We start from the raw sequence: 25,181 nt of genomic DNA on the forward strand, positions 1-25,181 counted from the left end.
TGGAGTCACCCCGCCATGCAGGCAGAACCGAAGAAATCGCTGGTGGGGACGGAGTACGAGGTCGAGGTCGGCCCGGTCGCGCACGGCGGGCACTGCATCGCCAGGACCGCCGAGGGCCAGGTGCTGTTCGTCCGGCACGCGCTGCCCGGCGAGCGGGTCGTGGCCCGGGTGACCGAGGGCGAGGAGGGCGCCCGCTTCCTGCGCGCCGACGCGGTCGAGATCCTCGACGCGTCCAAGGACCGCGTCGCGGCCCCCTGTCCCTACGCAGGTCCCGGCCGCTGCGGCGGCTGCGACTGGCAGCACGCCAAGCCGGGTGCCCAGCGCCGCCTCAAGGGCGAGGTGATCGCCGAACAGCTCCAGCGGCTCGCCGGCCTCACTCCCGAGGAGGCCGGCTGGGACGGCACGGTGATGCCGGCCGAGGGCGACAAGCTGCCGGCGGGCGAGGTGCCGCAGTGGCGGACCCGGGTGCAGTACGCCGTCGACGCCGACGGCAACGCGGGACTGCGCCGGCACCGCTCGCACGAGGTGGAGCCGATCGAGCACTGCATGATCGCGGCGCCGGGCGTCAGCGAGCTGGGCATCGAGGAGCGCGACTGGTCGGGCATGGTCTCCGTCGAGGCGATCGCCGCGACGGGCTCCCAGGACCGCATGGTGATCCTGGAACCCCGCCCCGGCGCCCGCCTCCCCCTGGTCGAACTCGACCGGCCGGTCTCGGTCATGCGGGTCGACGAGCACGACGGCGGCATCCACCGCGTCCACGGCCGCGCCTTCGTCCGCGAGCGCGCCGACGGCCGCACCCACCGGGTCGGCAGCGGCGGCTTCTGGCAGGTCCACCCGAGGGCGGCGGACACCCTGGTCACCGCGGTCATGCAGGGCCTCCTCCCGCGCAAGGGCGAGATGGCGCTGGACCTCTACTGCGGCGTCGGCCTCTTCGCCGGCGCCCTCGCCGACCGCCTCGGCGAGAAGGGCGCGGTGCTCGGCATCGAGTCCGGCAAGCGCGCGGTGGAGGACGCCCGCCACAACCTCGCCGGCTTCCCGCGGGTCCGCGTCGAGCAGGGCAAGGTCGAGACGGTCCTGCCGCGCACCGGCATCACGGAGGTCGACCTCATCGTCCTCGACCCGCCCCGCGCGGGCGCGGGCCGCGGGACGGTGGAGCACCTGGCATCGCTGGGCGCGCGCCGCATCGCCTACGTGGCCTGCGACCCGGCCGCGCTCGCCCGCGACCTGGCCTACTTCCGGGACGGGGGGTACCGGGTGCGGACCCTGCGGGCGTTCGATCTGTTTCCGATGACCTCGCACGTGGAGTGCGTGGCGATCCTGGAACCTTCCGAGAAGGGCCAGTGACCAGCGATTTTTCGAAGCCCTTGGGCTGCTCGACCTGTTGCGTCGCGTGGGAACAGGTGAAACCGCACGACGTCCCGTGACCTGTGCTTTCGTCTGAAGAGGCGGGTGTGTGACGGGAACGGGACGGCATTCGTTTTTGCGGCGTGACGCATGAATGACGCACGGGCTGATGTCCCGTCAGGTGCCTACAGGGTCTGGATCGGACGCGACGGAGCAGCCCGCTGCCCCCGAACCGTCGACGGCGCCATACGGCGGCGAGCGCCCGGTTCCCCCGCCACAGCCTTACTGCCGCGTGGAGATGAAGTTCAGGGACGGCCGGTGGGCGCAGGCGTGCAGGAATGCCGCCCGGCCGGGTGCCCACCGACTTCGTCCATGGCCGCTGCCGGCCGGCCCGCGGCGGATGCCGGCCCTTGCTCTTCTGGCCGCGTCGTTCGTCGCGGGCCGGCAGTCAGCGCAAGGGTGAGTCCACGGTGGGCGTCAGCAGGGTCTCGTCGAGGCCGATGATCTGGCTGATGTCGAAGCCCTCCATGTCCGCGCGGAATTCAGGACTCGACAGGTACGCCTTCAGCCGGTCCTGCACGTCGTCGGCGTCCCTGTAGGAAACGAGGGCGTAGAGCCGGGGGGTCCCGCTTCCGGGCGCCGCGGGCACCGTCCAGACGCCGTGTGTGGTGATCCGGTGCTTGGTCATGCCGGGAATGTGCTGGGCCCAGATCTTCTCGTAGGCGGAGAGCGCGTGGGGGCTGCGCAGGGTGTAGACACGGAGCTGGTACTGGGACATGACGCTGGTTCCTTTACTTCTGAGCATGGATGGTCGGTGGTCAGCCTTGGGGGAGGAGGTGTGCCAGTTCGGCATCCCAGTCGATGAGTCCGGACTCGGTACCCCGGGGCACCAGAGCCTGGGTGTCCTGAAGGAAGGACGAGATGTCCTGCACGGGGACCTCGAGCAAGGCGGTGCCTGCGGAGGATCCGAGGGCGATGTAGATCGACTGGTCACCCCGCCCTGCGGCCGACCAGATCCGGACGTCCGCGTGGCCTGCGGAACCCTCGAGACCGTCAGCCAGAAGATCCCGTCCCAGGACCCATTCGACCGGCTTGTCACAGTCGACGAAGAAAGCGGCACGGATGACATAGGGATCAGCGGGCTCGTACCGCAGACGTACGCAGAGGGGCAACGAGTAGGCGTGCGAGACGACCAGCTGCACGGCCACCCGCCGCTCCACGGCCTTTGAGGACTTCTTCATCGACTTCCGCTCCTGGGCATGGCTCGGTGGTGCCTCACGCCAGCCTGTGGCGAAGAGGCAGTGCGGGCGGAGGCGGTACAGCAGGGCGCGGGCGCCGGACGGCACCGGGGCACCGCGTGATGAGTGGTACTGCACTCACTCGGCCGGCAGTCGGGGGCGCCGCCCTCCGAAAGCCAGACGGGTCCCCCGTCGCCGGCAGGGACAGGGCCGAGGGGAACTGCTTGGGCTCACGGCCTCGGTATCCGTCTCACCGGTCGTCGCGGCTGAGGTCGTGGTGGTGCCTGTCCCAGCCGTCGTGCCCGCAGCGGTTCCCGTCGTGGCGGTAGGACCTGTCGGACGTCCCACCGTGTCCCTCGCCCTCCCAGCGGTAGAAGTGACCATCGCGGTAGTAGAGACCGTCGCAGTCGTGCCGGGTCGAATCGGTGCCGTGGGGGTCCTGGTGCCAGCCGCGGGTCTCGTCGCAGGAGTAGCCCCGCTCGAGCAGGTAGCCGACACCGTGGTCCCAGCTGTGATCAACGGCCACAGCCCCGTCGGTCGGGTGCTGGGCGTGCGTGGACGCAAGGGGCGCGGCCGAAGCGGTTCCCCCGGCACCGAGGACGGTCACACCGGCGACCGCGACGGAGGAGACAGCAAGGGCGAGGCGCTTCGTGGGCTTCTTCATGATCTTTCCTTCCCGAGGGCGTGATCTGCGCCAGCAGCGGTTCTGTCAGGCGATGTGTGGCGCCTTACGTGGTACGAGCGAGCAGTTCCATACGTCGTATGGAAGCACCTTTTCATTGTTACCATACGTCGTATGGAAATGTCGAAGTGGCGAAGGTAACCGGCCCCCTCGGCACGCCGGCCCTGCTTGCCCTGGCCGCGGCGGTGTGTGTCCACCCGGCGCACGAGCGAGGACGCGGTCGGGTTGGCCGGACGGCGGGACGGCGGCCGGAGCGGGACTGGTGATCGGTGGCTTCACCGGCCCTGAGATCGCCCCCCACGGGTCGGTGAGGTCACCGACTCACGCAGCACCCAACCCCGTCGGCGACGCGCTCGCACCACCGACACCGCCTGCCGGGCAACCAGCGGTTCGACCACATCCGCCCGCAGGCGATCGCCTGCCCGGCCGACGTCCACGACGTGGTCGAATGCGTCATCGGCTCCTGCGCTCGACAGACTGAGACCGGTCATGGGCGCGTCTCGGCGCGGCTGAGCGCTCCCGGTGCATTGGAATGCTTCGGGTTCATCACTTCAGGGCCTGCGGCGCGATTCACGGTCGTCGGAGCCTTCGCCTTCCCGATGATCGACGAGTGGCGCACGACACAGGGGCCCTCCCACCGCCCTGCTCCGATGAGGCGTCCGACCGTCCTGCACGAGAGCGACGAACAGGAAAAGGGGCCGTATGCATCTGACTCCGCACGAACAGGAGCGTCTGCTGGTCCATGTGGCGGCGGATGTCGCCCGACGGCGCCGCGAGCGCGGACTGCTGCTCAACTACCCGGAGGTCATGGCCCTGTTGACGGCGCATGTCTACGAGGAGGCACGCGCCGGTGCGACCGTCGACGCCGTGATGGAGTCCGGGCGGCACGTGCTGCGGCGCAGCGAGGTCATGGACGGTGTCCCGGAGATGATCGACAATGTCCAGGTCGAGGCGACCTTCCCGGACGGCACCAAGCTGGTGACCATCCACGACCCGTTCGACGAGGCCGCCGGTGAGGTGGACGTCCATCCGGGGAAGTCGGAACTGCTGCCCGACGACGACGAGCACCGGGTGGTGTTCAACGAGGGCGCGACCCCCGTGCCGCTGCGGGTGTCCAACCCCAAGGACCGTCCGATCCAGGTGGGTTCCCACTTCCACTTCGCCGAGGCCAACGAGGGGCTGGACTTCGTCCGCCGCGACGCCCACGGCATGAGGCTGCACATTCCCTCCGGCACCTCCGAGCGGTTCGAACCCGGTGAGGAGCGGACCGTGATGCTGGTGCCGATCGCCGGCGAGCGGATCGTGCACGGACTCCAGGCCGGCAAGACCGACGAGGAGAAGCACCTCGATGCCCGACAGGACTGAACAGCACGACGGCGGAACACGGCGCGCCTGGGACCCGCTGCCGCGGTCGAAGCACGCCGACCTGTACGGGCCGACCACCGGCGACCGGGTCCGGCTCGCCGACACCAACCTCGTCCTTGCGGTGGAGGAGGACTGGTGCGGGGGCCCCGGACGGAGCGGCGACGAGATGGTCTTCGGCGGTGGCAAGGTCATCCGGGAGTCCATGGGGCAGTCGCACATCCCGCGCGACGACCCGCGCCAACCGGTGGACACGGTGATCACCGGCGCCTTGATCCTGGACCACTGGGGCGTGGTGAAGGCCGATGTGGGGCTGCGCGACGGCCGGATCCAGGCGATCGGCAAGGCGTACAACCCCGAGACCATGTCCGAGCGGCCCCACGAGGACACGCGTGCCTCGCACTTCGTCGTGGGCCCCGAGACGGAGGTGATCTCGGGCAAGGGACGGATCCTGACCGCGGGCGGCGTCGACACGCACGTGCACTTCCTGTGCCCCGGCCAGATCCACGAGGCCCTGGCGTCCGGCGTGACCACGCTGATCGGCGGCGGTACCGGCCCCGCCGAGGGCAGTACCGCCACCACGGTGACGCCCGGCGAGTGGCACATCCAGCGGATGTTCGAGGCGCTGGACGCCTATCCCGTGAACATCGGCCTGCTCGCCAAGGGAAGCACCGTGTCGCAGAAGGCGCTGGTCGACCAGGTCGCGGCCGGGGCCCTCGGCTTCAAGATCCACGAGGACTGGGGAGCCACCCCCGCGGTGATCGACGCGGCCCTCACCGTGTGCGAACAGACCGGTGTCCAGGTGGCGCTCCACGCCGACTCGCTGAATGAGTCGGGATTCGTGCACAACACCTTCGCCGCGACCAAGGACGGCGCCCCGGACACCAAGGACGCCAAGTACCGGGGCCTGCACATCTTCCACATCGAAGGCGCCGGCGGCGGCCACGCCCCGGACATGATCAGCCTCGTGAGCAAGCCGAACGTGCTCCCCGCCTCGACCAACCCGACCCGGCCGCTGACGGTGAACACCGTCAAGGAGCACGTCGACATGATGGTCGTGTGCCACCACCTCAACCCCGAGATCCCGGCGGACATGGCGTTCGCCGACTCCCGGATCCGGCCCTCCACCATGGCCGCCGAGGACCTGCTGCACGACATGGGCGCCATCTCGATGATGTCCTCGGACGCCCAGGCCATGGGACGCATCGGCGAGATGATCATGCGGACCTGGCAGACCGCGCACGTCATGAAGTCGCGCTACGGACATCTGCGTGAGGACGACTCCCGGGCGGACAACTTCCGGGCCCGGCGCTACATCGCCAAGTACACCATCAACCCCGCGATCACCCACGGCATCGACCACGAGGTCGGCTCCGTGGAGACCGGCAAACTCGCCGACCTGGTCCTGTGGGAACCGAAGTTCTTCGGCGTCAAACCGCACATGGTCATCAAGGGCGGCCAGATCGCCTACGCGCAGATCGGCGACGCCAACGCCTCCATCCCCACTCCGCAGCCCTACCTGCCGCGCCCGGTGTGGGGGTTCCGGGGCCGCTCCCCGGCGGCGAACTCCTTCAACTTCGTCTCCGAAGCCGCCCTCGGCGGGCGCCTGCCGCAGCTCGGACTGCTCAAGCCGCTGCGGGCGATCCGCTCCACCCGCGGTGTCACCAAGGCCGACATGATCCACAACGACGGCGTGCCGGACATCGTCGTCGACCCCGAGACCTTCCTGGTCACCATCGGCGGCGCCACGACGTCCGACGTGCGCACCAGCGTGGACGGACACGAGGTCGGCCGCAACTACGCCACGGAACTTCCCATGGCCCAGCGGTACTTCCTCTTCTGACCCTCTTCCGACCGCTCTCCCCGACCGTGGGCCGGACACACGCGACGAGGCCGGCCCCCACCCGCCTTCTCCCGAAAGGCGACCCAGTCACCCCATGAGCCGTACCGCTCTGCTCGTCCTGGCCGACGGCCGCTTCCCCGCCGGAGGGCACGCCCACTCCGGCGGCATGGAAGCCGCCGTCGCCTCCGGAGCCGTCCACGACACCGCGAGCCTGGAGGCGTTCTGCCGCGGACGACTGCACACCACCGGACTGACCGCGGCCGGCCTGGCCGCCGCGGCCGCCGCCGGACACGATCCCCTGGCCCTGGACGACGCCGCCGACGCCCGCACGCCGTCACCCGCGCTGCGACGCGTCGCCCGCCGACTGGGCCGGCAACTGCTGCGCGCCGCCCGCGCCACGTGGCCCTGTGCCGACCTCGACCACCTCGCTCACCATCGGCCGGGGGGCGTGCACCAGCCGGTCATCCTCGGCGCCGTGGCCCGGGCCGCCGGGCTGTCCCCGCTGGACGCCGCCCACGCCGCCGCGTTCGACAGTGTCAGCGGCCCGGCGACGGCGGCCGTACGGCTGCTGAGCCTCGACCCCTTCGACGCAACAGCGGTCCTGGCCCGCCTGGCCGGCGAGTGCGACACCGTCGCCGATACCGCGGCAGAGGCGGCCGAGCGCGTCGCCTCGGCAGGCGTCGCCGTCCTGCCCGCCGCGTCCGCACCCCTGCTGGACATCACCGGCGAACAGCACGCCGTCCGGACCGTACGCCTCTTCGCATCCTGAGCCCGCCCGCACCGACATGGAGTTCCCGTGCACCTGGACCATCCCGTGACCATGCCGCAGCGCCACACCCACAGCGCCGATCCTCAGCGTCCGGACGGGAACCCCCGTGCCCTGCGCATCGGCTTCGGCGGACCGGTCGGCTCGGGCAAGACCGCCACCGTCGCCGCGCTGTGCCGCACCCTGCGCGACCGGCTGTCCCTCGCCGTGGTCACCAACGACATCTACACCCAGGAGGACGCTGCCTTCCTGCGTCGCGAAGCCGTACTGCCACCCGAGCGGATCACCGCCGTCGAGACCGGGGCCTGCCCGCACACCGCCATCCGCGACGACATCTCCGCCAACCTCGAAGCCGTCGAGCAACTCGAACAGGCGCTGGGGCCGCTCGACTTGATCCTCATCGAGTCCGGAGGGGACAACCTCACCGCGACCTTCTCCCGCGGACTGGTCGACGCCCAGGTCTTCGTCATCGACGTGGCCAGTGGCGACGACATCCCCCGCAAGGGCGGCCCCGGCATCACGACCGCAGACCTCCTCGTGGTCAACAAGACCGACCTCGCGCCGTACGTCGGGGCCGACCTGGACATGATGAGGGCCGACACCCGCAGGCAGCGCAAGGATCTGCCATTCGTCTTCAGCAGTCTCACCTCGGACGGCGGCATCAAGCCTGTCGCGGACTGGGTCACCGAGTGCCTCGCCGCCTGGCGGACCGGAGCCACCCGGTGAAGGCCGCTTGCCCAGGCACCGACCGCGACGCCGCCACCGGCCGACAGCGGCGGGGCGCCCCCACGGCGTCCGGTGAAGACCCGCACGACGGACCCCCGCACATGACTCGCCCTGCCGCAGACCCCGCCCACACCACCGGCCTCCGCGCCACGGCCCGCCTCCGGGCGACCCACAATGGCCGTACCACCATCGTTCCCCTTCTGCACAGCGACGGCCCCTTCCACCTGCGCCGACTGCGACCGCGAGGAGAGCGGGCACGGGTCTGCGTGCTCGGCGCGATGAGCGCACCCCTCGGCGGCGACCAGCTCGCGCTCGACATCACCGCCGCGGCCCACACCCGGCTGGAGGTGACAACGGCCGCCGCCACCATTGCCCTGCGCGGCCCCACACCCGACCCCGCGACCTACGACGTACGGCTGACCGTAGGCGAGGACGCGTCCCTGCACTGGTTGCCGCAGCCGCTGATCAGTACCTACGGCAGCAGGCTGCACCAGACCTACCGGGTGGAACTCGACGGGAGATCCCATGTGCTCTTGCGCGAGGAACAGCTCCTCGGACGCTCCGCCGAATCTCCGGGCCACTTGTCCACACGACTGACCGTGCTACGCGCGGGCCGGACGATCCTGGACCAGCAGACCGTTCACGGCCCCCAGGCTCCCGCATGGGACGGGCCCGCCGTACTGGGCGGCCATCGCGCGACGGGCCAACTCCTCCTCGTCACCCCCGACCTCGAATCGCCACCGGCACCCCTGCTCCTCGGTGCCCCACTGAGGGGACACTGCGTCCTGTCGCCCCTCGCCGACGACGCGGCGCTCCTCGCCACCGCCGTCGCGCCGACCCTCGCCGGACTGCGTCAGCTCCTCGACGCGGCTCTCGCCCATGCCGTCGGCGCGGGACGGTCCGCGTGACGGCGACCGAGCGCATCGCCGGTCCAGTGGCGCCTTCCCTTCACGGCCGGCCTGGACACCAGGCGAGCGGTGCGGGCCCGGGACCGTCCGCCACGACCGGACCGGGTGCCGGCCGGTGTGCTGTTCCGTGCCCTGCCGTACACAGGCCGTGGTCCCCCTCCTGCTGCCAGACTTCCGGCGCGGGGTCCGTGCCGGGCCCGTCGTCCTCGGCGCACCCCTTGTGCCGACGGCCGGGTCGCGGGCCGGAGCCGCCGTGCGGCAGCGATTCCTGACGCATGAACGACGCACGTTCTGAACAGCCGTCAGTCGCGTTCGGGGGTACCCTGACCAGCTCACGCGGCCGGCGCCCGTCGACACCGGCAGCACGCAGTGTGCCGGCGGCGTCGGCCGGCAGGCCGGGGGCCTCGTCAGAACACCAGTGGACGTGGCTTGTGCTGGATGCTGATCCAGTAGTGCGTGGTGAAGTCCTCGGCGACCCACCTGCCGCCGGATTCCGCACTTCGACAAGCCGGGCCGGCTCACCGTCAGCGGCGTCCACCGGGGCGACAACGGCGGTCGCCGGCGCCGCCGACCGGGTCATGGCGCCGCCGGTCTCCGCGGTGATCACTTCGGCGACGGCCTGGTTGATGCCGGGGATGGCAGCTGAGGAACAGGCGACTCCCGATTGCACGAGGCTGCCAGTTTCACGCATCCCGCCACGTCTGCCGTGGCGGGACGCTCATCGGCTGCGTCCATGGAAATGGTCACCGGGGGACGGTCCCGGCTTCCGGGCAGCGGGGCCGGCTCGGCGTCAGGGTGATGCGGGCGCCGTCAGTGTCGTGAGGCAGTCGGCGATCGTGTCGGTCATCGCGGACCGGGCCGGCGTCAGATAGCGGCGCGGGTCGACCAGTTCCGGCGCTTCGGCCAGTGCCCGACGGACCGCCCGGGTGAAGGCGACGTTGAGCAGCGTCCCGATGTTGATCTTCGTCATGCCGTGTTCGACGGCGGACCTCAGCGTCGGGTGCGGCACGCCGGAGGAGCCGTGCAGGACCAGGGGCACGGGCACCTCGTCCCGCAGGCGGGAGATCAGGCCGAGGTCCAGCGCGGCGGCGCGGGTGACCATGGCGTGGCTGCTGCCCACGGCGACGGCGAGGGCGTCCACGCCGGTCTCGGCCACGAACCGGGCGGCGTCCTTCGGGTCGGTGCGCACACCGGGGAGGTGCGCCGAGCCCTTACCCCCGATCTCACCCAGTTCGGCCTCGATGAACAGGCCGTGGTCGTGCGCCCAGCGGGCGGCGGCGCGGGTTGCGGCGGTGTTCTTCTCGTCCGGCAGCCGGGAGGCGTCGTACATGACCGAACTGGCCCCGCACTCGGCCGTGCGGTGCAGCAGTTCGACGTCCTCGACGTGATCCAGGTGCATCGCGAGCCTGGCTCCGCTGCTCGTGGCCGCCGCGGTCGTGGCGGCCGCCAACGGCATGACGTCGCCGCCGTAGTGGCGGACGGCGTTCTGGCTGATCTGCACGATCGCCGGCCGGCCGGTGCGCTGTGCGGCGTCGGCGACGGCCTGGACGTGTTCCAGGGTGATGACGTTGAAGGCGGCTATGCCGGAGCCCGACGCATGGGCTTCGGCGATCAGGTCCGCGGTGCGGCAGAGCATGACGTCCTTTCGGAGAGGGCGGGCGCGGCCGACGGCCGTCGAGGCGCCGGGCCCGGCGTTCGGGTGACGCCGGGCCCGCCTCGTCCCGGCCGCCCGGGCCGGAAGGTGCGGCGTCCGGCCCGGGCGGGTCGCCGTCCGCCGCCGGAAAGGCGGCACCGGCGTAAGACGTCGCCGGGTGCCGGGTGCCGGGTCAGGAACCGGGCCGGTCCAGGATCACGGAGCGGCTGAGGGCGCGCGGCCGGTCGGGGTCGAGTCCCCTGCGCACGGCGCCGGCCTCGGCGAGCCGCTGTACCCGCACCAGGTCGGCCTGGGGGTCCTCGGGGTGGTCCACGAAGTACGCGCCCGTGGCGGCGACGTCCGCCCGCAGTCCGTCCTCGTCCGCGCCGAAGTGCCACACCAGACGACCGGGCGCGGCGATGGCGATCGGGCCGTGCCGGTATTCCAGGGAAGGGTAGGCCTCCGTCCAGCTCTGGGTGGCCTCACGCATCTTCAGGGAGGCCTCGCGGGCGATGCCGTGCGCCCAGCTGCGGCCGAGGAAGGTGATCTGGTCGGCGGCGAGCCACTCCTCGGGCAGTGGCGCGTCGAGTGCGGTGCGCGCGGCCTGCGCCAGCGGCTCGGCCGCCTCGCCCAGACCGACGCGCAGGGCGGTGAGCGCGGTGGTCGCGAAGACGGTCTGCACGACCGACCTCTCGTCCGCGAAGGACAGGTCGAGGACGTCCTCGGCGGCGTCGACGATCGGGGTGGATGTGTCGGCGGTCAGGGCGACGGCCGGGAAACGGCCGCGCCTGCGCTCCAGCAGGTCCAGGATCTCGGTGGTGGTGCCGGACCGGGAGATCGCCACCAGTCGGTCGTAGGTGCGCTCGTGGGGGAACTCGGAGGCCGCGAAGTGGTCGGTCTCGCCCAGGCCTCGCCGTTCGCGCAGCGCGGCGTACGCCTCGGCCATGAACCAGGAGGTGCCGCAGCCGACGACGGCAACCCGCTCGCCCGGGCGGGGCAGCAGATCCGCCGCCTCGGCCGCCACGCTCGCGGCCTTGAGCCAGGTCCGGGGCTGGCGGGCGATCTCCTCGCCTATGAACGACATGTGAGTGCTCCTTGAGGGGGAGGGACGGGTGCCGCGCACAGGGGCGCCGCGTGGGTCGGTGGGGTGCGGAGGAGGGCTCAGTCGCTCCGGGAGGCCGGGGCGCGGGAGCCGGGCTGGTGGCGCGCGAAGTAGTCGGCGAGGTGCGGGTCGAGGGCGGGGACCTCCACCGGAGCGCCGCCCGAACGCAGGGACGTGGTGGCCGCGATGCCGGTCGCGACGGCTTCGCGGGCGGCGACGGGCGACGTCTCGGTTGCGCCGCCGTATGCGACGAAACGCAGGAACTCGTCGACAAGGGACTGATCCGCGCCTCCGTGCGGGCCGCCGGCCGCTTCGGCGGGGTGCAGGGTCAGATCGGCCTCGGGGCGGTAGCCGGACCGCCGCCGGTTCCACACCTTGATCACCGGGGCGTCGCCCTGGACGCCGTCCCCGAGGTTCTCGATCCGGCCCTCGTCGCCGATGACGGTGTAGTTGCGCCAGTAGTCGGGGGTGAAGTGGCATTGCTGGTAGCTCGTGAGCACCCCGTTGTCGAGGCGGGTCAGCACCATGCTGATGTCTTCCACGTCGATGACGGGGTTGAGATCGCGGAGCGCGGACGGCGGCCAGACGCCCTCGTCGAACCAGTCCTGCACCCGCTCCGACCCCTGTGGCCGGGTACGGCGGTGCGGACTGGCCCCGTAGACGGACAGGTCGCCCAGTGCGGTCACCGTGCGGGCGCAGCCGCCCGCCAGCCAATGGATCGCGTCCAGGTCGTGCGCGCCCTTCTGGAGCAACAGGCCGGTGGTCCGGGCTCGTTCGGCGTGCCAGTCCTTGAAGTAGTAGTCGCCGCCGTGGCCGACGAAATGCCGGCACCACACGGACCGCACGGTTCCGATCGCCCCCTCGTCGACGAGCCTGCGCATGGTGCGCAGGACCGGCAGATGGCGGAGGTTGTGCCCGACGTACAGCCGGGTGCCGGTGCGGGCCGCGGCGGCCAGGACCCGGTCGCAGTCGTCGAGGTCGATGGCCAGAGGCTTCTCGACGAACACAGCGACACCCGCTTCGAGGAAGTACAGGGCCGGAGCGGTGTGGATGTCGTCCGGGGTGAGGACGAAGACGGCGTCCAGGCCGTCCGCGAGCATGTCCTCGTAGCGTTCGTGGACCTGGACGCCGGCCCCGAAGATCGTCCGGGCGTCGGCGCGGCCGCGCTCGGACGTATCGGCGCAGGAGACCACGCGGGCCGAGCCGGGCCGCTCGGCCAGGAGGGCCAGCCCGGCTCGCTGGCCTGTGCCGACGACACCGACGCGCAGTTCCGGCGCGGTCGGCTGGTTGGTCATGGAACACCCCTTCGTCCCGGACGGGGAGACGTGGCCGACGCCTGGGCGTCGTAGGCCGGTCGGAGGGCCGGCCGCAGTACGCGGTGGTCGACGGACTCGCCGCGTACCGGGGGCGCTGTGAAGACGGAGCCCGCACGGGAGGCGCGGCAGACCTGCGCCACGACGCATCCCGGACCGGCAACGCACCCCGGGCTCGACCGTGACACCCGCGACAATAGATGCTTGAAAATGCTCTATCAAGGCTCACTTCGAGCATCTTCAAGCATTTTTTCTGCGCTCGGACACCGTCGCGATGCGCCGACCGGGGTTCGGGCACGGGGGCGACCGGCTCCGCCGCCATGCGAGCAACCGCGTCGCCTTCGTGGCCCAGGGGGCGGCGGCAAGGGCGTCAACGCGGCGCGCGTCCGCCATGCCCTCGGCCGCCAATGCGCGGTCACCGGGCTCGTCGGAGGACCGGTCGGCGCCGCCGTACGCGTCGAACTCGCCTCGGCTGGCCTGTCCGGCCAACTCGCCCCGGTCCAGGGCGAGAGCCGACGTACCGTCGCCGTGGTGGACGACCAGGACACCCCGAAGGACTCGACGTCCATACCCCGCAGGGAGTGTGGCGGCCGTGGCCCTGTCGGCCGCCGCCGTGGCCGCTCCGCTCGCCGGGGACTCTGACCCCGGGGTACACCGCGATCTGCTCGGCACAGTGACCGTCCGGCGGCTGCCGCACCCTCTCGCGGGGCGCCCCGACTCGCCCCCGTACCAGGGGGACTTCGGCGGCGCGTTGACATCCTGACAGGGGATCGCTTTACTCCCGGACAACGCCGGAGTCACGCTCCGCGTTCAGAGGCACGCCCAGCCGGTATGCGGGCCCCGCGCCGCGAGCCCGGCCCGAGTCGCCAGGACACCCCACGTGTCCGAGGCGGGGACGTGCCCGCTTCCTCTGGAGCTCACCGCATGAGCAGCCTGAACACCACCTCCCGCAAACTCACCGGTGCGGCCGTCGGCTCTGTGGCCCTGGCCGGCGCTCTGCTCGTCCAGGCGCCCTCGACGCAGGCCGCGACCGTGTCCCTGCCGCCCACACACGCCGCCTTCGACTACCAGATCGGAGGCGCCTACACGCCGCCGACCGGCGTCAGGGTCGTCACCCGCGACCACACCGCCTCCCCGGCGGCGGGCCTGTACAACATCTGCTACGTCAACGCCTTCCAGGCGCAGCCGGGCGCCGAGAGCGACTGGGACTCGGACCTGTTGCTGCGCGACTCCGCGGGCAAGGTCGTCTACGACAAGGACTGGGGCGAGGCCCTCCTCGACGTCGGCACGGCCGCCAAGCGGCAGCGGATCGCCAACACGATCGGAGCCCAGATCGACGGCTGCCGGGACAAGGGCTTCCAGGCCGTCGAGCCCGACAACTACGACAGCTACACCCGCTCAGGGAACCGCCTGACGGCGAACAACGCACAGGCGTTCATCAAGCTGCTCTCCGCCCGCGCCCACGCGGACGGCCTGGCCATCGCCCAGAAGAACACCGCCGAACTGGCCGGCAACCGCACGGCCAACGGCCTCGACTTCGCCGTGGCCGAGGAGTGCGGCCAGTACGACGAGTGCGGCGACTACACCAGCGCCTTCGGCAACAACGTGATCGTGATCGAGTACACCGACGCCGGCAGGTCGAAGGCGTGCAAGGGGTGGGGCGGCACGCTGAGCATCGTCCAGCGCGACGTGGACGTCTCGCCGGCCGGCACCAGCGGGTACGTCCGCAAGACCTGCTAGAGCGCGCGTCGGCCAGAGCGCGCGTCGGCCTGTGGCGGCTCGGTGAGCCGTCGCAGGCCGACGCAGCGCGTGTCCACGCAGGTCCCATGCTCAATCATGCGCATTTCCCCGGTGTTTCACGCAGGTCCAAACACTACCCGCCTCTTGACAGCCGCCTGGCACCGTCGTTTAACTCCTGGCCAACGCCGCAGTCGAAGCACTCGGCGGCAGAGGTACGCCCAGCCGGTAGCTGGCCACGCGTCAGAAGTCCGGACTGAGTCGCCAGGACCCCGTCGGGGTCCGAGGCGGGGACGTGCCCACCAGGTTCTGGGCCCGGACATGATCCTTATCCGCGCGACTTCCCCGCGGCCGCCGTGACACGACCACCGTGCCTGGACGCACTTCCCGTGCGGACCGGCCCGCCCGGCCTCGCGACGCCCGCACCCGACCGGCCCGCCCCACCTGGGACGCGCGGTGTCGGCGACAGCGGCACGACCGCCGTCCGCCTCGTTACGCGCCCGACGCCGAGCACCGCCCGCCGCGACGCCACGGCCGACGGAGACCGGCCGTACCCCCAGCCCCGCCGGGACCACCGGCCTTCGCCGCAGCCGCAACGCCGTACACCGGACGCACCCCTTGTGCGGAAACGCGTGTCCCACAGCTCCACACCGGAGGTACCCATGTATGCGGTCAACCGCAGCGCGCAGCCCGCACGCCGCGACGTGCTGCGCGCCGGCGCGGCTCTGGCCACCGCGGCGGCCGCGGGCCTGTCGGCCGCCGGCTGCGCGGCGGGCGGCGACGGCGTCAGCGCCGACGGCACCGTGACCATCGAGATGTGGCACGGCCAGACCGACACCGGCAAGAAGGCCGTGGAATCCCTGGTCGCCTCCTTCATGCGCAGCCACCCCCGCATCCGGGTCGAGTTGGGCGGCGGAGTCCTCGCCGACGCGATGCTCCAGAAGGTGACGGCCGCCCTCGCCGCCGGCTCCTACCCGGACATCGCCTACATCTTCGGCTCCGACCTGGCGAGCGTCGCCCGCAGTCCGCAGGTCGTCGACCTCACCGACACGGTGCGGCACGCCCCCGCTCCCTGGACGAGCTACTGGGAACCGGCGCGCGAGGCCGTGACCGTCAACGGCCAAGTACGCGCCGCGCCCGCGCTGTTGGACTCGCTCGCCGTGGTCTGCAACAAGAAGCTCTTCCGGCAGGCCGGCCTGCCGCTGCCCGAAGCGGGCTGGCGGTGGGGCGACTTCGTCGCCACGGCCAAGGCGCTCACCGACGCCGGCGGCGGCCGCTTCGGCACCGGCTGGCCCGGCGTCGGCGACGAAGACACCGTCTGGCGCCTGTGGCCCATGATCTGGGACCTCGGCGGGGACGTCGTCGCCGGCGACGGCAAGCACATCGGATTCGGCGACACCGGGACCCGCGCCCTGGAGGTGGTGGCCGCCCTGGCCCGCGACAAGAGCGTCTACGTCGACCCGAAGCCGGGCAGCGAGCAGATGTACCAGGTCTTCGAGTCCGGCCGCATGGGCATGGTCGTCACCGGTCCGTGGCAGCTGCCCGACATCCAGCAGGCGAAGATCGACTTCCATGTCGTGCCGCTGCCCAGCTTCTCCGGTCGGCCGGTGACCATCAGCGGACCCGACACCTGGACCGTGTTCGACAACGGCGTCGCCCGCAAGCGGGCCGCCAAGACCTTCGTGAGCTGGCTCATACAGCCCGCACAGGACGTGCGCTGGGACATCGAGGCGGGCAGCCTGCCGCTCAGCCGCCGGACCCGCGATCTGCCCGCCTGGCAGCACAAGGAGAGCGGCACCGAGGGCCTGGGGGTGTTCACCAAGGCCCTCGACACGGCCCGGGTACGTCCCGTCCATGCCGCCTATCCGCAGATCTCGCAGGCTCTCGGACAGGCCGTCGTAGCCGTGCTGCTGGGGCGGAGCAGCCCCGCCGAGGCACTGCGCGCCTGCGCTGCCGACGCCAACGCCGCACTGCTCATCCCGCGCTGAGGAGCCCCCGTCATGTCGCGACTGCCCACCCCGATCACCGTGTCCGGGCCCCCGGACAGCCGGCGAGCCCTGCGCCGCAGACGAACCGGTGAGGCCGCCATGGCCTGGACGTTCGTCTCCCCCGCCGTCCTGATCATCATCGGCCTGAGCGTGGTACCCATCATCTGGTCGCTGCTGCTGTCCTTCCAGGCCGACGACCTCGTCACCCCCAGCCGTTGGGTGGGCCTGGACAACTACCGCGCCCTCGCCCAGGACCCACACTTCAGCCAGGCTCTGCGCAACACCCTGCTGTACACCGCGCTGTACGTGCCCGCGAGCATGGCGGTGGGCCTGCTCCTCGCCCTCGCCCTCAACCGGCGCATCCGCTTCGTCGGGCTCTACCGCACCCTGTACTTCGTCCCCTTCGTGGTCTCCGCGACCGCCCAGGGCGTGCTGTTCTCCTTCATCCTGGACCCGGAGTTCGGCGCCGCCAACGCCGTACTGCACCACCTCGGCATCCCGTCCCAGGGCTTCCTCACCGACCCCTCCCAGGCACTTCCCGTACTCGTCGCGATCAACCTGTGGAGCGGTACGGGCTTCTGCCTGGTGATCTACCTCGCGGCACTCCAGGACGTGCCGGCCTCGCTGATCGAGGCGGCCCGGCTGGACGGCGCCGGCCGCCTCCAGCTCCTGCGCCACGTCACGCTGCCCGCCCTCAGGCCCGTCACGGTCTTCCTGCTGCTGTGGCAGACCATCGAGTCCCTCCAGACGTTCGACCTCGTGTACGTCACCACCAAGGGCGGCCCTCTCGGCTCCACCACGGTGATCGTCTACTTCATCTGGCAGCAGGCCTTCCAGAACGCCACCGCCGGATACGGGGCCGCCTCCGCCTACGTCCTGGCCGTGGCCCTGGGCCTGATCGGCCTGATCTTCCAGTTCGTCCGCCGCCGCGTCCAGGGGGCCTCCGCATGACCACCGTCTCCGCCCCGCCCGGCGCCGCGCAGGCGGCCTCCTCCGCCCCCCGGCCCGACGCGCGACGACGGCACCCGCGACTGCCGTTCAGCCCCTGGCACCTGCTGCTCGCGCCGATGGCCCTGCTCTTCGCGGTACCGCTGATCTGGCTGGCGCTCAGCTCGGTCATGAGCAACGCGGAGATCAACCGCTTCCCGCCGGCGCTGTGGCCCTCCCACCTCGACCTGGGCGGCTACCGCTATGTGCTGGGCAACGCGATGTTCCCCCGCTGGTTCGCCAACTCGTTCGTCGTCAGCCTCGTCACGGTCACCGCGAACCTCGTGCTCGGCACCCTCGGCGGCTACGCGTTCGCCCGGATGCGGTTTGCCGGGTCCCGGCTGCTGCTGGGCCTGATGCTGGCCACGATGGCGATCCCGTTCCAACTGACGATGATCCCCACGTTCCTGGTGATGAGGCAGCTCGGCCTCATCGACACCCTCGGCGCGCTGATCGTGCCGTCCCTGGTCACGCCCTTCTCGGTGTTCCTCCTGCGCCAGTTCTTCCTCTCGCTGCCCCGCGAGCTGGAGGAAGCCGCCTGGATCGACGGCTGCTCACGGCTTCACGTGCTGTGGCGGATCGTGCTGCCGCTGTCCCGGCCGGCCCTCAGCACGGTGGCCGTCCTGACGTTTCTGAGCACCTGGAACGACCTGACCTGGCCCCTGATCGCCATCAACCACGACACCCGGTACACGCTCCAGCTCGGCCTCACGACCTTCCAGGGACAACACCACACCCAGTGGGCCGCCGTGATGGCCGGAAACGTCATCACCGTGCTGCCGGTCCTGCTCGCCTTCCTCGGCGCGCAGAAGGCGTTCATCCAGTCCATCACCTCCACCGGTCTCAAGGGCTGACCCTGTTCGCCACCCGACACACCACTCAGGCAGGAACACCTCAATGCCGCACACCTTCGACCTGCTCGTCATCGGTGACGCCAACCCCGACGTCGTCGTCGGCCCGCTCGACGGCCCGCTCGCCTTCGGCCAGCGCGAACAGCTGGTGCCCACCGGCACCCTCACCGTCGGGGGATCCGGCGCGATCGTCGCCTGCGGGGCCGCACGCCTCGGCCTCAGGGTCGCCTTCGCCGGCCGGGTGGGCGACGACGACGCCGGCCGCTACATGCGCGACCGGCTCGGCGCCCACGGCGTCGACACCGAGGCGCTGCGGCTCGACCCCCGCCGGCCCACCCCCATGACGGTCGTGCTCACCCGCGGGGACGACCGGGCCATCGTCACCGCCCCCGGCACCCTGGCCGCGACCACGGCCGACGACGTGCCCGCGACGCTGCTAGGGGCCGCGCGGCACGTCCACTCGGCCTCCTACTTCCTGATGCCACAGCTCGCGGTCGCGCTCCCGGAACTCCTGCGCACCGCACGTCGGCACGGCGCCACCACCTCCCTGGACACCAACGACGACCCGGCGGGCCGGTGGGAGGCCTCGGGCCTGGACGCGGTCCTGGCCCACACCGGCTTCCTGCTGCCGAACGCCGCCGAAGCCCGGCGCCTGGCCCGCCTCGGCACCGACGATCCCGCCGAGGCCGCCGCACGGCTCGCCCGCCGTGGCCCGGTCACCGCGGTCAAGAACGGCGCCGACGGCGCGCTGTGCCACGACGGCGAACGGCTCTTCACCACCCGGGGCATCCGGGTCCGGCCGGTCGACGCGGTGGGCGCCGGGGACAGCTTCGACGCCGGATTCATCGCCGCCCTGCTCGACGGGGCACCCCTGCCGGAAGCGCTCCGCTTCGCCGCGGTCTGCGGAGCCCTGTCCACCCGTGCTCACGGCGGCACCACCGCCCAGCCCACGCGGGACGAAGTCCTCGCCCGCCTTTCCGAGACCGAGGAAACCCCGGTATGACCACCCCCAAGATCGCCTTCATCGGCGCAGGCAGCGTCGTCTTCACCCAGGGACTGCTCGCCGACCTCCTCGCGTTCGCCGAACTGAAGTCGGCGCACATCGCGTTGCACGACATCGACACCGAGCGTCTGGCCACCGCGTACGCCGCCGCCGTCCGGATCGCGGACACCCTCGGCGCCGATCCCACCGTCACCGCGGACACCGACCGCCGCAAGGCCCTGGCGGAGGCCGACTTCGTCATCAACATCGTGCAGATCGGTATGGGCGAGGCCACCCGGACCGACTTCGAGGTACCGGCCCGCTACGGCGTACGCCAGACCATCGGCGACACCCTCGGCATCGGAGGCGTCTTCCGCGCCCTGCGCACCTTCCCGTTCCTCAGCGAACTGGGGCGAGACATCGCCGAGGTCTGCCCGCAGGCCTGGCTGCTGAACTACACCAACCCCATGGCCATGAACGTCCAGTACCTGACGCAGGCCACCGGCCTGACCCGGGTGGTGGGACTGTGCCATTCGGTGTACTGGACGATGCGCGACCTCGCCGATCTGGTCAAGGTCCCCTACGAGGAGATCAGCTACCACGCCGCGGGCGTCAACCACCAGGCGTGGGTGCTGCGCTTCGAGCACCAGGGCCGGAGCCTCTACCCGAAGCTCGACGAACTGATCGCCTCCGACGACCAGTTGCGCCGCAGGGTCCGGGTCGACATGTACCGCCGGCTCGGCTACTACCCGACGGAGACCAGCGAGCACTCCTCCGAGTACGTTCCCTGGTACCTGCACCACAGCAGCGAGGTCGAACGGCTGCGGCTGCCGATCGGCGAGTACCTCAAGATCGTCGACGAGAACGTCGCCACCTACGAGAAGACCCGCGACGCGCTGACCGCCGGGGCGCCGGTCGCCGTCGAGGGGACGATGGAGTACGCGCCCCAGATCATCCACAGCATGGTCACCGGCACCCCGCGCACGGTCTACGGCAACGTCCCCAACCGGGCCCTGATCGACAACCTGCCCGCGCACGGCGTCGTCGAGGTGCCGTGCCTGGTGGACTCGCTGGGCGTCCAGCCGACCCGAGTCGGTTCCCTCCCGCCCCAGCTGGCGGCGCTCAACCGCACCTACCTGAGCGCGAACGACCTGGTGGTGCGGGCGGCGATCGAGGACGAACCGCGGCACATCAGGCACGCGGCGATGACCGACCCCGCCACGGCCGCGGCCCTGCCGGTCGAGGACATCTGGCGTTTGTGCGACGACATGGTCACCGCCCACGGCGACCTCCTCCAGCCTGGGCTGCGTGTCCGCCTGGGCTCGTGAGCGGCTGTGACCGGCGGGCCGACAGTGCGTCGGCCCGCCGGCCCGAGCCCTCGGCCGCGGCGAGGACGTGGGGTCGCCGTCTCAGAGGGCTACGGCAGGGGCGGGTAGGCGTTCTGCATGAGCTGCTGGAACTGGGCGGAGAACCAGTGTCCGGCCAGCGGTGCGTTCGGCAGGGCGCCGGTGGGGCTGTTGCCGTTGCGTGCGTTGCCGCCATAGGTGGGGTCGCACATGCGGTCGAATCCCTTGCCCTCGTCGTTGGAGACGGCGGAGCTGGAGCCGTCGGACTCACCCGGGGGCTTGACCCAGACGTAGGCGTCGATTCCGGCGGTGGGAGCCGCGGTGGGCCGCTCGCCGAGGCCTGCGCCGCTCTGGTTGCACCAGTTGCCGGCGTGGATGCGGCGGTCGACGCGGCTGCCGTTGACGTAGTCGTCGACGGAGGTCGTCGGGCCGGGGCCGGCGGGGCGGGCGGAGCCGCCCCAGCCGTCGCGGGAGGTGTCGATCAGCATGCCGAGGCCGGAATTGAACCCGGCCGCCACGAGCTTGTCGCGCAGTCCGAGCGCGAAGGACTGCTCGTCCACGTACTGGTTCCAGTCGACCCACTTCGACTGGCGTACGGTCTGGCCGTTCACCGTGTCGGTGACCTTGAAGTTCGGTTCCTTGACAGGGCTGTAGTTGGCGGTGTTGACGATGAAGCCGGCCACGTCGTTCACGCTCGCGCCGTTCGTCGTCGCGACCTTGTAGAACTCCTGCACGGCCGGCCCGAGGTTGCTGTCCCAGCCGAGCCAGCCGTGGTGACCGGCGTCGATGTAGTTGTACACGTTGGGGATGGCGCCGAGCTTGTCCAGGGCGTAGGAGACGCCCTTCTCGTAGTTGCCGTTGCCCTTCATGGTCACGCAGGCGTCGGTGGTGGTGTTGGTGCCGCCGGCGTTGGTGACCAGGTTGGGCAGCGAGTCGGGCTCGATGACGGTGGAGATCCGCAGACCGGCGTACTTCGGGTCGGAGAGGATCGAGGCGATGGGGTCGATGTACTGGGACTTGTACTTGTCGATGTCGTCCGGTCCGAGTTCGCCGTTGGAGGCGAGGGCGGCGCAGTCACGGCCGGGCAGGTCGTAGATGACCAGCTGGACGACGAGGTCGCCGGAGCCCTTCTGCTTCAGCGCCTCGTCGAGGTGTGCGCGCAGGCCCATGCCGCCGTTGACACCGTTGATCGCGGCGATCCGGTCGAGCCAGACGGCGGTGGGCTGGTCGGAGATGCGGCTGCCGCCCGGTTCGGCGGCGGCTTTGGCCGACCATTCGGGGTTCACGTACACCTTGGCGCCGACATAGGGGTTGTCGACCCGGCCGCCGGTGCCGCCACCCCCTCCGCCACCGGTGCCACCGCCCGTGCCGCCACCGGTTCCGCCGCCCGATCCACCGCCGCCCTCGACGTTGCAGGTGACGCCGTCGAGAGTGAACGTGGTGGGAACGGCGTTGGTGCCGCTGTAGGAACCGTTGAAGCCGAGGCTGACCGAACCGCCGGTGGCCAGTGTGCCGTTGTAGCTCTCGTTCGCGGCGGTGACGTCACTGCCGCTCTGGGTGATCTTCGAGTTCCAGTAGTTGGTGACCGTCTGGTTCCCGGCGTACGACCACTTCAGCGACCAGCCCGACTTGGCAGCGGCGTTGTTGGTGATCGTGACGGCGGCGGTGAAGCCGGTGTCCCACTGGCTTTGCACCTTGTAGTCCACGGTGCAGGGAACCAAGGCGGTGGCGGCGCCGGCCGGGGCCGTGAGGAACGCCGCCCCGGAGGTACCGGCGAGTACCGCCAGCGCGGCGAACAGCGACATGTTGGTGCGACTCATGAGTGCGGGTTCCTTCTCCTCTGGAGGGTGATCACGGGTTGAGGGCGCGCAGGTGGTCGCGCAGCCCGGTGCCGTACGCGGTGGGCGTGCCGTCGTAGGCAGAGACCAGGGACGGCCCGGAGGAGCAGTCCCAGGTGTTGCCGACCGGGCCGGTGGGCTGGTACGCCGGCCACCGGCCGAGGCCGTTGGAGTACACGGACCGCCGGCCAGGACGACGTTCCTCGCTCCGGCGCCCCGGACACTGCCCACGAGCTCGGTACCGGAGACATGCAGCGCGGGAGCAGTGCCGTCGGACGGCGCCGGCGTCGGTGGCGGAGTCTGCTGCGGGATGTTGTTGCACGTCGTGCCGTTGAGGGTGAACGCCGTCGGCGCAGTGCTGCTCGTCGACGAGGTGCCGACGAAGCCGGCGGTGATTCCTGAGCCGGTGGCGAGAGCGCTGTTCCAGCTCTCGTTCGTGGCGGTCACGGTGGTGCCGGACTGGGACCACTTGGCGTTCCAGCCCTGGGTGACCTTCCGGCCGTCGGCGAAGTCGAAGGCGAGTTGCCAACTACTCACGGGCGTTTGGTTGTCGGTGATCTCCACGGAGCCCTGGAAACCACCGTCCCACTGGCTGGTGACGGCGTGGTCCACCGTGCACGCGTGGGTGGCTCGCGGGGGGCGTCGCATGAGCGACTCCTTGCAGCTTGGCGTGCCGTGACGGCCCGCGTCGACTGATGGAATCGCTCCCACTGGTGTCGGTGAAGCTAGCGTCAAACGGTCTGTTTTCCCAGGGTTGTTGCCTAACTTTCTTCGGCAGGTTCAGGTCAAAACGATTCAACTCCTCAACGGCTTGACGGCATCGGCCTCCATCCCCAATATGGGAGCGCTCCCACTGGTTCAAGCCTTGACCCCCACCGAGCCGCACTCCGCAAGGAGGACCAGGAATATGGATCCCGGACGCAAGCGCAGAGCCGTACGGCGGCTGTGGACCGCCGTCGCAGCCGCGTTCGCACTACCCCTGTCGATGCTCGCCGTGAGCTCAACACCCGCTCAAGCAGCGGGAGTGCAATGCAGCGTCGACTACAAGACGAACGACTGGGGCTCCGGTTTCACCGCGGACCTGACCATCACCAACCGCGGAACCGACACGATCAACGGCTGGACACTGACGTACGCGTACAGCGGTGACCAGAAGCTCACCAACGGCTGGAACGGCACCTGGTCGCAGTCCGGTCAGTCGATCAGCGTGAAGGACGCCGGGTACAACGCCACGATCGCCGCGGGTGCCGCCGTCTCCACGGGTGCCCAGTTCAGCTACAGCGGCACCAACACCGCTCCCAACGACTTCGCGATCAACAACACCACCTGCACGGGCGCGCACCAGCCGCCGGTCACCGTGCTGACCAGTCCGAAACCGGGCGCGGTCTACACCCGGGGTGACGCGGTCCCGCTCGCGGCGACCGCGGCGGCCGCCGACAACGCGACGATCAGCAAAGTGGAGTTCTACGACGACACCACGCTGCTCGGCACGGACACGAGCGCGCCGTACTCGCTTTCGGCCTCAAGTTTGTCCGTGGGCAGTCATTCGCTGGTGGCGAAGGCGTATGACAGCCTGGGCGTGTCCGCGGTGTCGACCCCGGTTGGCATCACGGTGGCCTCGGGCCCCGCGGTCGTCGCCGCGCCCACCCAACTGGGTGTCCAGCAGGGCAAGTCGGGTACCTACGCGGTGAAGCTGTCGGCGCAGCCCTCGTCCGACGTGACGGTGGCGACGGCCCGTGCCGGCGGCAACTCGGGTCTGTCGGTGACGGGCGGTACGACGCTCACCTTCACCCCCGCCAATTGGAGCACCGCCCAGAACGTGACCATCACCGCCGACTCCTCGGGCACCGGCTCGGCGTCGTTCGAGTCGACGGCCACGGGCTATTCCAAGGCGACGGTCACCGTGACGGAGCTGGCCGCGCAGAAGGCGTACGACGCGCGGTTCCTGGACCTCTACGGGAAGATCACCAGTCCGGCGAACGGTTACTTCTCGCCCGACGGCATCCCCTACCACTCGGTGGAGACGCTGATTGTCGAGGCCCCCGACCAGGGTCATGAGACCACGTCGGAGGCGTACAGCTATCTGCTGTGGCTGCAGGCGATGTACGGCAAGGTCACTGGTGACTGGTCGAAGTTCAACGGCGCGTGGGCCCTGATGGAGAAGTACATGATCCCCACGCACGCCGACCAGCCCGCCAACTCCTTCTACAACGCCTCCAAGCCGGCGACCTACGCGCCGGAGGCGGACACGCCGAACGAGTATCCGACCAAGCTGGACCAGTCCGTGCCGGTCGGTTCGGACCCGCTGGCCGGGGAACTGAAGTCGACGTACAACACGGACGACATCTACGGCATGCACTGGCTGGAGGACGTCGACAACGTCTACGGCTTCGGTGACACCCCCGGCGGGACCTGCGAGGGCGGTCCGACCGCAAAGGGGCCCTCCTACATCAACACCTTCCAGCGCGGTCCGCAGGAGTCGGTGTGGGAGACGGTTCCGCAGCCGACCTGTGACGCCTTCAAGTACGGCGGTAC

Annotated in this window: 20 protein-coding genes and 2 pseudogenes; 13 read left to right on the forward strand and 9 right to left on the reverse strand. The window is 70.8% G+C overall.

Annotation, left to right across the window (positions count from 1 at the left end; genetic code table 11):
• Positions 1-15: 15 nt before the first annotated feature.
• A complete protein-coding gene (locus tag AB0P24_RS28990; protein ID WP_365799028.1) occupies positions 16-1,344 on the forward strand; it encodes a TRAM domain-containing protein in 1,329 nt (442 codons plus the stop codon).
• A gap of 448 nt (positions 1,345-1,792) precedes the next feature.
• Here AB0P24_RS28990 and AB0P24_RS28995 read toward each other — a convergent pair whose 3' ends face one another.
• The 3 genes from AB0P24_RS28995 to AB0P24_RS29005 all read right to left on the reverse strand — a co-directional run bounded on the left by AB0P24_RS28995 (position 1,793) and on the right by AB0P24_RS29005 (position 3,246).
• Positions 1,793-2,122: an NIPSNAP family protein gene (locus AB0P24_RS28995; RefSeq protein WP_365799030.1), complete on the reverse strand. Its 330-nt coding sequence runs from the start codon at positions 2,120-2,122 to the stop codon at positions 1,793-1,795.
• Positions 2,123-2,162: 40 nt separating this feature from the next.
• Positions 2,163-2,585 (reverse strand): SsgA family sporulation/cell division regulator, encoded by a 423-nt coding sequence (locus AB0P24_RS29000; protein WP_365799032.1) that lies wholly within the window; start codon positions 2,583-2,585, stop codon positions 2,163-2,165.
• 247 nt (positions 2,586-2,832) lie between these two features.
• A complete protein-coding gene (locus AB0P24_RS29005; protein ID WP_365799034.1) occupies positions 2,833-3,246 on the reverse strand; it encodes a hypothetical protein in 414 nt (137 codons plus the stop codon).
• Positions 3,247-3,966: 720 nt separating this feature from the next.
• Here AB0P24_RS29005 and AB0P24_RS29010 point away from each other — a divergent pair.
• From AB0P24_RS29010 to AB0P24_RS29030, 5 genes are all read left to right on the forward strand, one after another.
• Positions 3,967-4,629, forward strand: a complete 663-nt coding sequence (locus tag AB0P24_RS29010) for an urease subunit gamma (RefSeq protein ID WP_365799036.1) — start codon at positions 3,967-3,969, stop codon at positions 4,627-4,629.
• On the forward strand, positions 4,613-6,469 hold the full coding sequence (locus AB0P24_RS29015) for an urease subunit alpha (protein ID WP_365799038.1): 1,857 nt from the start codon (positions 4,613-4,615) through the stop codon (positions 6,467-6,469). The genes AB0P24_RS29010 and AB0P24_RS29015 overlap by 17 nt, the downstream gene beginning before the upstream one ends.
• Before the next feature lie 94 nt (positions 6,470-6,563).
• On the forward strand, positions 6,564-7,238 hold the full coding sequence (locus tag AB0P24_RS29020; RefSeq protein WP_365799040.1) for an urease accessory UreF family protein: 675 nt from the start codon (positions 6,564-6,566) through the stop codon (positions 7,236-7,238).
• A gap of 27 nt (positions 7,239-7,265) precedes the next feature.
• Positions 7,266-7,961 (forward strand): urease accessory protein UreG, encoded by a 696-nt coding sequence (gene ureG / locus AB0P24_RS29025; RefSeq protein ID WP_365799042.1) that lies wholly within the window; start codon positions 7,266-7,268, stop codon positions 7,959-7,961.
• Between the two features lie 101 nt (positions 7,962-8,062).
• Complete coding sequence (locus tag AB0P24_RS29030; protein WP_365799044.1) at positions 8,063-8,869, forward strand: urease accessory protein UreD; 807 nt, start codon at positions 8,063-8,065, stop codon at positions 8,867-8,869.
• A 790-nt stretch (positions 8,870-9,659) separates the two neighbouring features.
• Here the strand turns inward: AB0P24_RS29030 and AB0P24_RS29035 are convergent.
• The 3 genes from AB0P24_RS29035 to AB0P24_RS29045 all read right to left on the reverse strand — a co-directional run bounded on the left by AB0P24_RS29035 (position 9,660) and on the right by AB0P24_RS29045 (position 12,899).
• Positions 9,660-10,505, reverse strand: coding sequence for a class II fructose-bisphosphate aldolase (locus AB0P24_RS29035; RefSeq protein ID WP_234538802.1), 846 nt, complete (start codon positions 10,503-10,505; stop codon positions 9,660-9,662).
• Positions 10,506-10,695: 190 nt separating this feature from the next.
• Positions 10,696-11,586: a sugar isomerase gene (locus AB0P24_RS29040; RefSeq protein ID WP_365799046.1), complete on the reverse strand. Its 891-nt coding sequence runs from the start codon at positions 11,584-11,586 to the stop codon at positions 10,696-10,698.
• A 77-nt stretch (positions 11,587-11,663) separates the two neighbouring features.
• The gene (locus AB0P24_RS29045) at positions 11,664-12,899 is read right to left on the reverse strand and encodes a Gfo/Idh/MocA family oxidoreductase (RefSeq protein WP_365799048.1); all 1,236 of its coding nucleotides are present in this window, start codon (positions 12,897-12,899) and stop codon (positions 11,664-11,666) included.
• A gap of 942 nt (positions 12,900-13,841) precedes the next feature.
• On the opposite strand from AB0P24_RS29045, the gene AB0P24_RS29050 reads away from it, so the two are divergent.
• The 6 genes from AB0P24_RS29050 to AB0P24_RS29075 all read left to right on the forward strand — a co-directional run bounded on the left by AB0P24_RS29050 (position 13,842) and on the right by AB0P24_RS29075 (position 20,790).
• A complete protein-coding gene (locus AB0P24_RS29050) occupies positions 13,842-14,657 on the forward strand; it encodes an endo alpha-1,4 polygalactosaminidase (protein ID WP_365799050.1) in 816 nt (271 codons plus the stop codon).
• A gap of 659 nt (positions 14,658-15,316) precedes the next feature.
• Positions 15,317-16,642 carry an ABC transporter substrate-binding protein gene (locus AB0P24_RS29055; RefSeq protein ID WP_365799052.1) on the forward strand — a complete coding sequence of 442 codons (1,326 nt, stop codon included), beginning with the start codon at positions 15,317-15,319 and terminating at the stop codon, positions 16,640-16,642.
• Positions 16,643-16,654: 12 nt separating this feature from the next.
• A complete protein-coding gene (locus tag AB0P24_RS29060) occupies positions 16,655-17,593 on the forward strand; it encodes a sugar ABC transporter permease (protein ID WP_365799054.1) in 939 nt (312 codons plus the stop codon).
• Complete coding sequence (locus AB0P24_RS29065; protein WP_365799056.1) at positions 17,590-18,483, forward strand: carbohydrate ABC transporter permease; 894 nt, start codon at positions 17,590-17,592, stop codon at positions 18,481-18,483. Before AB0P24_RS29060 ends, AB0P24_RS29065 begins: the two co-directional genes overlap by 4 nt.
• A gap of 43 nt (positions 18,484-18,526) precedes the next feature.
• The gene (locus tag AB0P24_RS29070) at positions 18,527-19,483 is read left to right on the forward strand and encodes a carbohydrate kinase family protein (RefSeq protein WP_365799058.1); all 957 of its coding nucleotides are present in this window, start codon (positions 18,527-18,529) and stop codon (positions 19,481-19,483) included.
• Positions 19,480-20,790 (forward strand): alpha-glucosidase/alpha-galactosidase, encoded by a 1,311-nt coding sequence (locus AB0P24_RS29075; RefSeq protein WP_365799060.1) that lies wholly within the window; start codon positions 19,480-19,482, stop codon positions 20,788-20,790. Before AB0P24_RS29070 ends, AB0P24_RS29075 begins: the two co-directional genes overlap by 4 nt.
• Before the next feature lie 89 nt (positions 20,791-20,879).
• On the opposite strand, the gene AB0P24_RS29080 is transcribed toward AB0P24_RS29075, so the two are convergent.
• From AB0P24_RS29080 to AB0P24_RS29090, 3 genes and pseudogenes are all read right to left on the reverse strand, one after another.
• Positions 20,880-22,628 (reverse strand): glycoside hydrolase family 6 protein, encoded by a 1,749-nt coding sequence (locus AB0P24_RS29080; protein ID WP_365799068.1) that lies wholly within the window; start codon positions 22,626-22,628, stop codon positions 20,880-20,882.
• 31 nt (positions 22,629-22,659) lie between these two features.
• Positions 22,660-22,767, reverse strand: a pseudogene (locus AB0P24_RS29085) (glycoside hydrolase family 5 protein); the annotation flags it as partial.
• 257 nt (positions 22,768-23,024) lie between these two features.
• Positions 23,025-23,294: pseudogene (locus AB0P24_RS29090) on the reverse strand (cellulose binding domain-containing protein); the annotation flags it as partial.
• A gap of 259 nt (positions 23,295-23,553) precedes the next feature.
• Here AB0P24_RS29090 and AB0P24_RS29095 point away from each other — a divergent pair.
• Positions 23,554-25,181, forward strand: a 1,628-nt coding sequence (locus AB0P24_RS29095) for a glycoside hydrolase family 48 protein (protein WP_365799062.1), incomplete at its 3' end; no start/stop codon positions are given.

Source organism: Streptomyces sp. NPDC086519, from assembly GCF_040686075.1.
GTDB classification, from domain to species: Bacteria; Actinomycetota; Actinomycetes; order Streptomycetales; family Streptomycetaceae; genus Streptomyces; species Streptomyces shenzhenensis.

Bases quoted from the DNA above. Each gene is read 5' to 3' on its own strand.
- AB0P24_RS29030 (WP_365799044.1), top strand. From the start codon at position 8,063: ATGACTCGCCCTGCCGCAGACCCCGCCCACACCACCGGCCTCCGCGCC.
- AB0P24_RS29020 (WP_365799040.1), top strand. From the start codon at position 6,564: ATGAGCCGTACCGCTCTGCTCGTCCTGGCCGACGGCCGCTTCCCCGCC.
- AB0P24_RS29015 (WP_365799038.1), top strand. From the start codon at position 4,613: ATGCCCGACAGGACTGAACAGCACGACGGCGGAACACGGCGCGCCTGG.
- AB0P24_RS29040 (WP_365799046.1), bottom strand. From the start codon at position 11,586: ATGTCGTTCATAGGCGAGGAGATCGCCCGCCAGCCCCGGACCTGGCTC.
- AB0P24_RS29060 (WP_365799054.1), top strand. From the start codon at position 16,655: ATGTCGCGACTGCCCACCCCGATCACCGTGTCCGGGCCCCCGGACAGC.
- AB0P24_RS29035 (WP_234538802.1), bottom strand. From the start codon at position 10,505: ATGCTCTGCCGCACCGCGGACCTGATCGCCGAAGCCCATGCGTCGGGC.
- AB0P24_RS29070 (WP_365799058.1), top strand. From the start codon at position 18,527: ATGCCGCACACCTTCGACCTGCTCGTCATCGGTGACGCCAACCCCGAC.
- AB0P24_RS29050 (WP_365799050.1), top strand. From the start codon at position 13,842: ATGAGCAGCCTGAACACCACCTCCCGCAAACTCACCGGTGCGGCCGTC.
- AB0P24_RS28995 (WP_365799030.1), bottom strand. From the start codon at position 2,122: ATGTCCCAGTACCAGCTCCGTGTCTACACCCTGCGCAGCCCCCACGCG.
- AB0P24_RS29055 (WP_365799052.1), top strand. From the start codon at position 15,317: ATGTATGCGGTCAACCGCAGCGCGCAGCCCGCACGCCGCGACGTGCTG.
- AB0P24_RS29065 (WP_365799056.1), top strand. From the start codon at position 17,590: ATGACCACCGTCTCCGCCCCGCCCGGCGCCGCGCAGGCGGCCTCCTCC.
- AB0P24_RS28990 (WP_365799028.1), top strand. From the start codon at position 16: ATGCAGGCAGAACCGAAGAAATCGCTGGTGGGGACGGAGTACGAGGTC.
- AB0P24_RS29005 (WP_365799034.1), bottom strand. From the start codon at position 3,246: ATGAAGAAGCCCACGAAGCGCCTCGCCCTTGCTGTCTCCTCCGTCGCG.
- AB0P24_RS29045 (WP_365799048.1), bottom strand. From the start codon at position 12,899: ATGACCAACCAGCCGACCGCGCCGGAACTGCGCGTCGGTGTCGTCGGC.
- AB0P24_RS29080 (WP_365799068.1), bottom strand. From the start codon at position 22,628: ATGAGTCGCACCAACATGTCGCTGTTCGCCGCGCTGGCGGTACTCGCC.
- AB0P24_RS29000 (WP_365799032.1), bottom strand. From the start codon at position 2,585: ATGAAGAAGTCCTCAAAGGCCGTGGAGCGGCGGGTGGCCGTGCAGCTG.
- AB0P24_RS29075 (WP_365799060.1), top strand. From the start codon at position 19,480: ATGACCACCCCCAAGATCGCCTTCATCGGCGCAGGCAGCGTCGTCTTC.
- AB0P24_RS29010 (WP_365799036.1), top strand. From the start codon at position 3,967: ATGCATCTGACTCCGCACGAACAGGAGCGTCTGCTGGTCCATGTGGCG.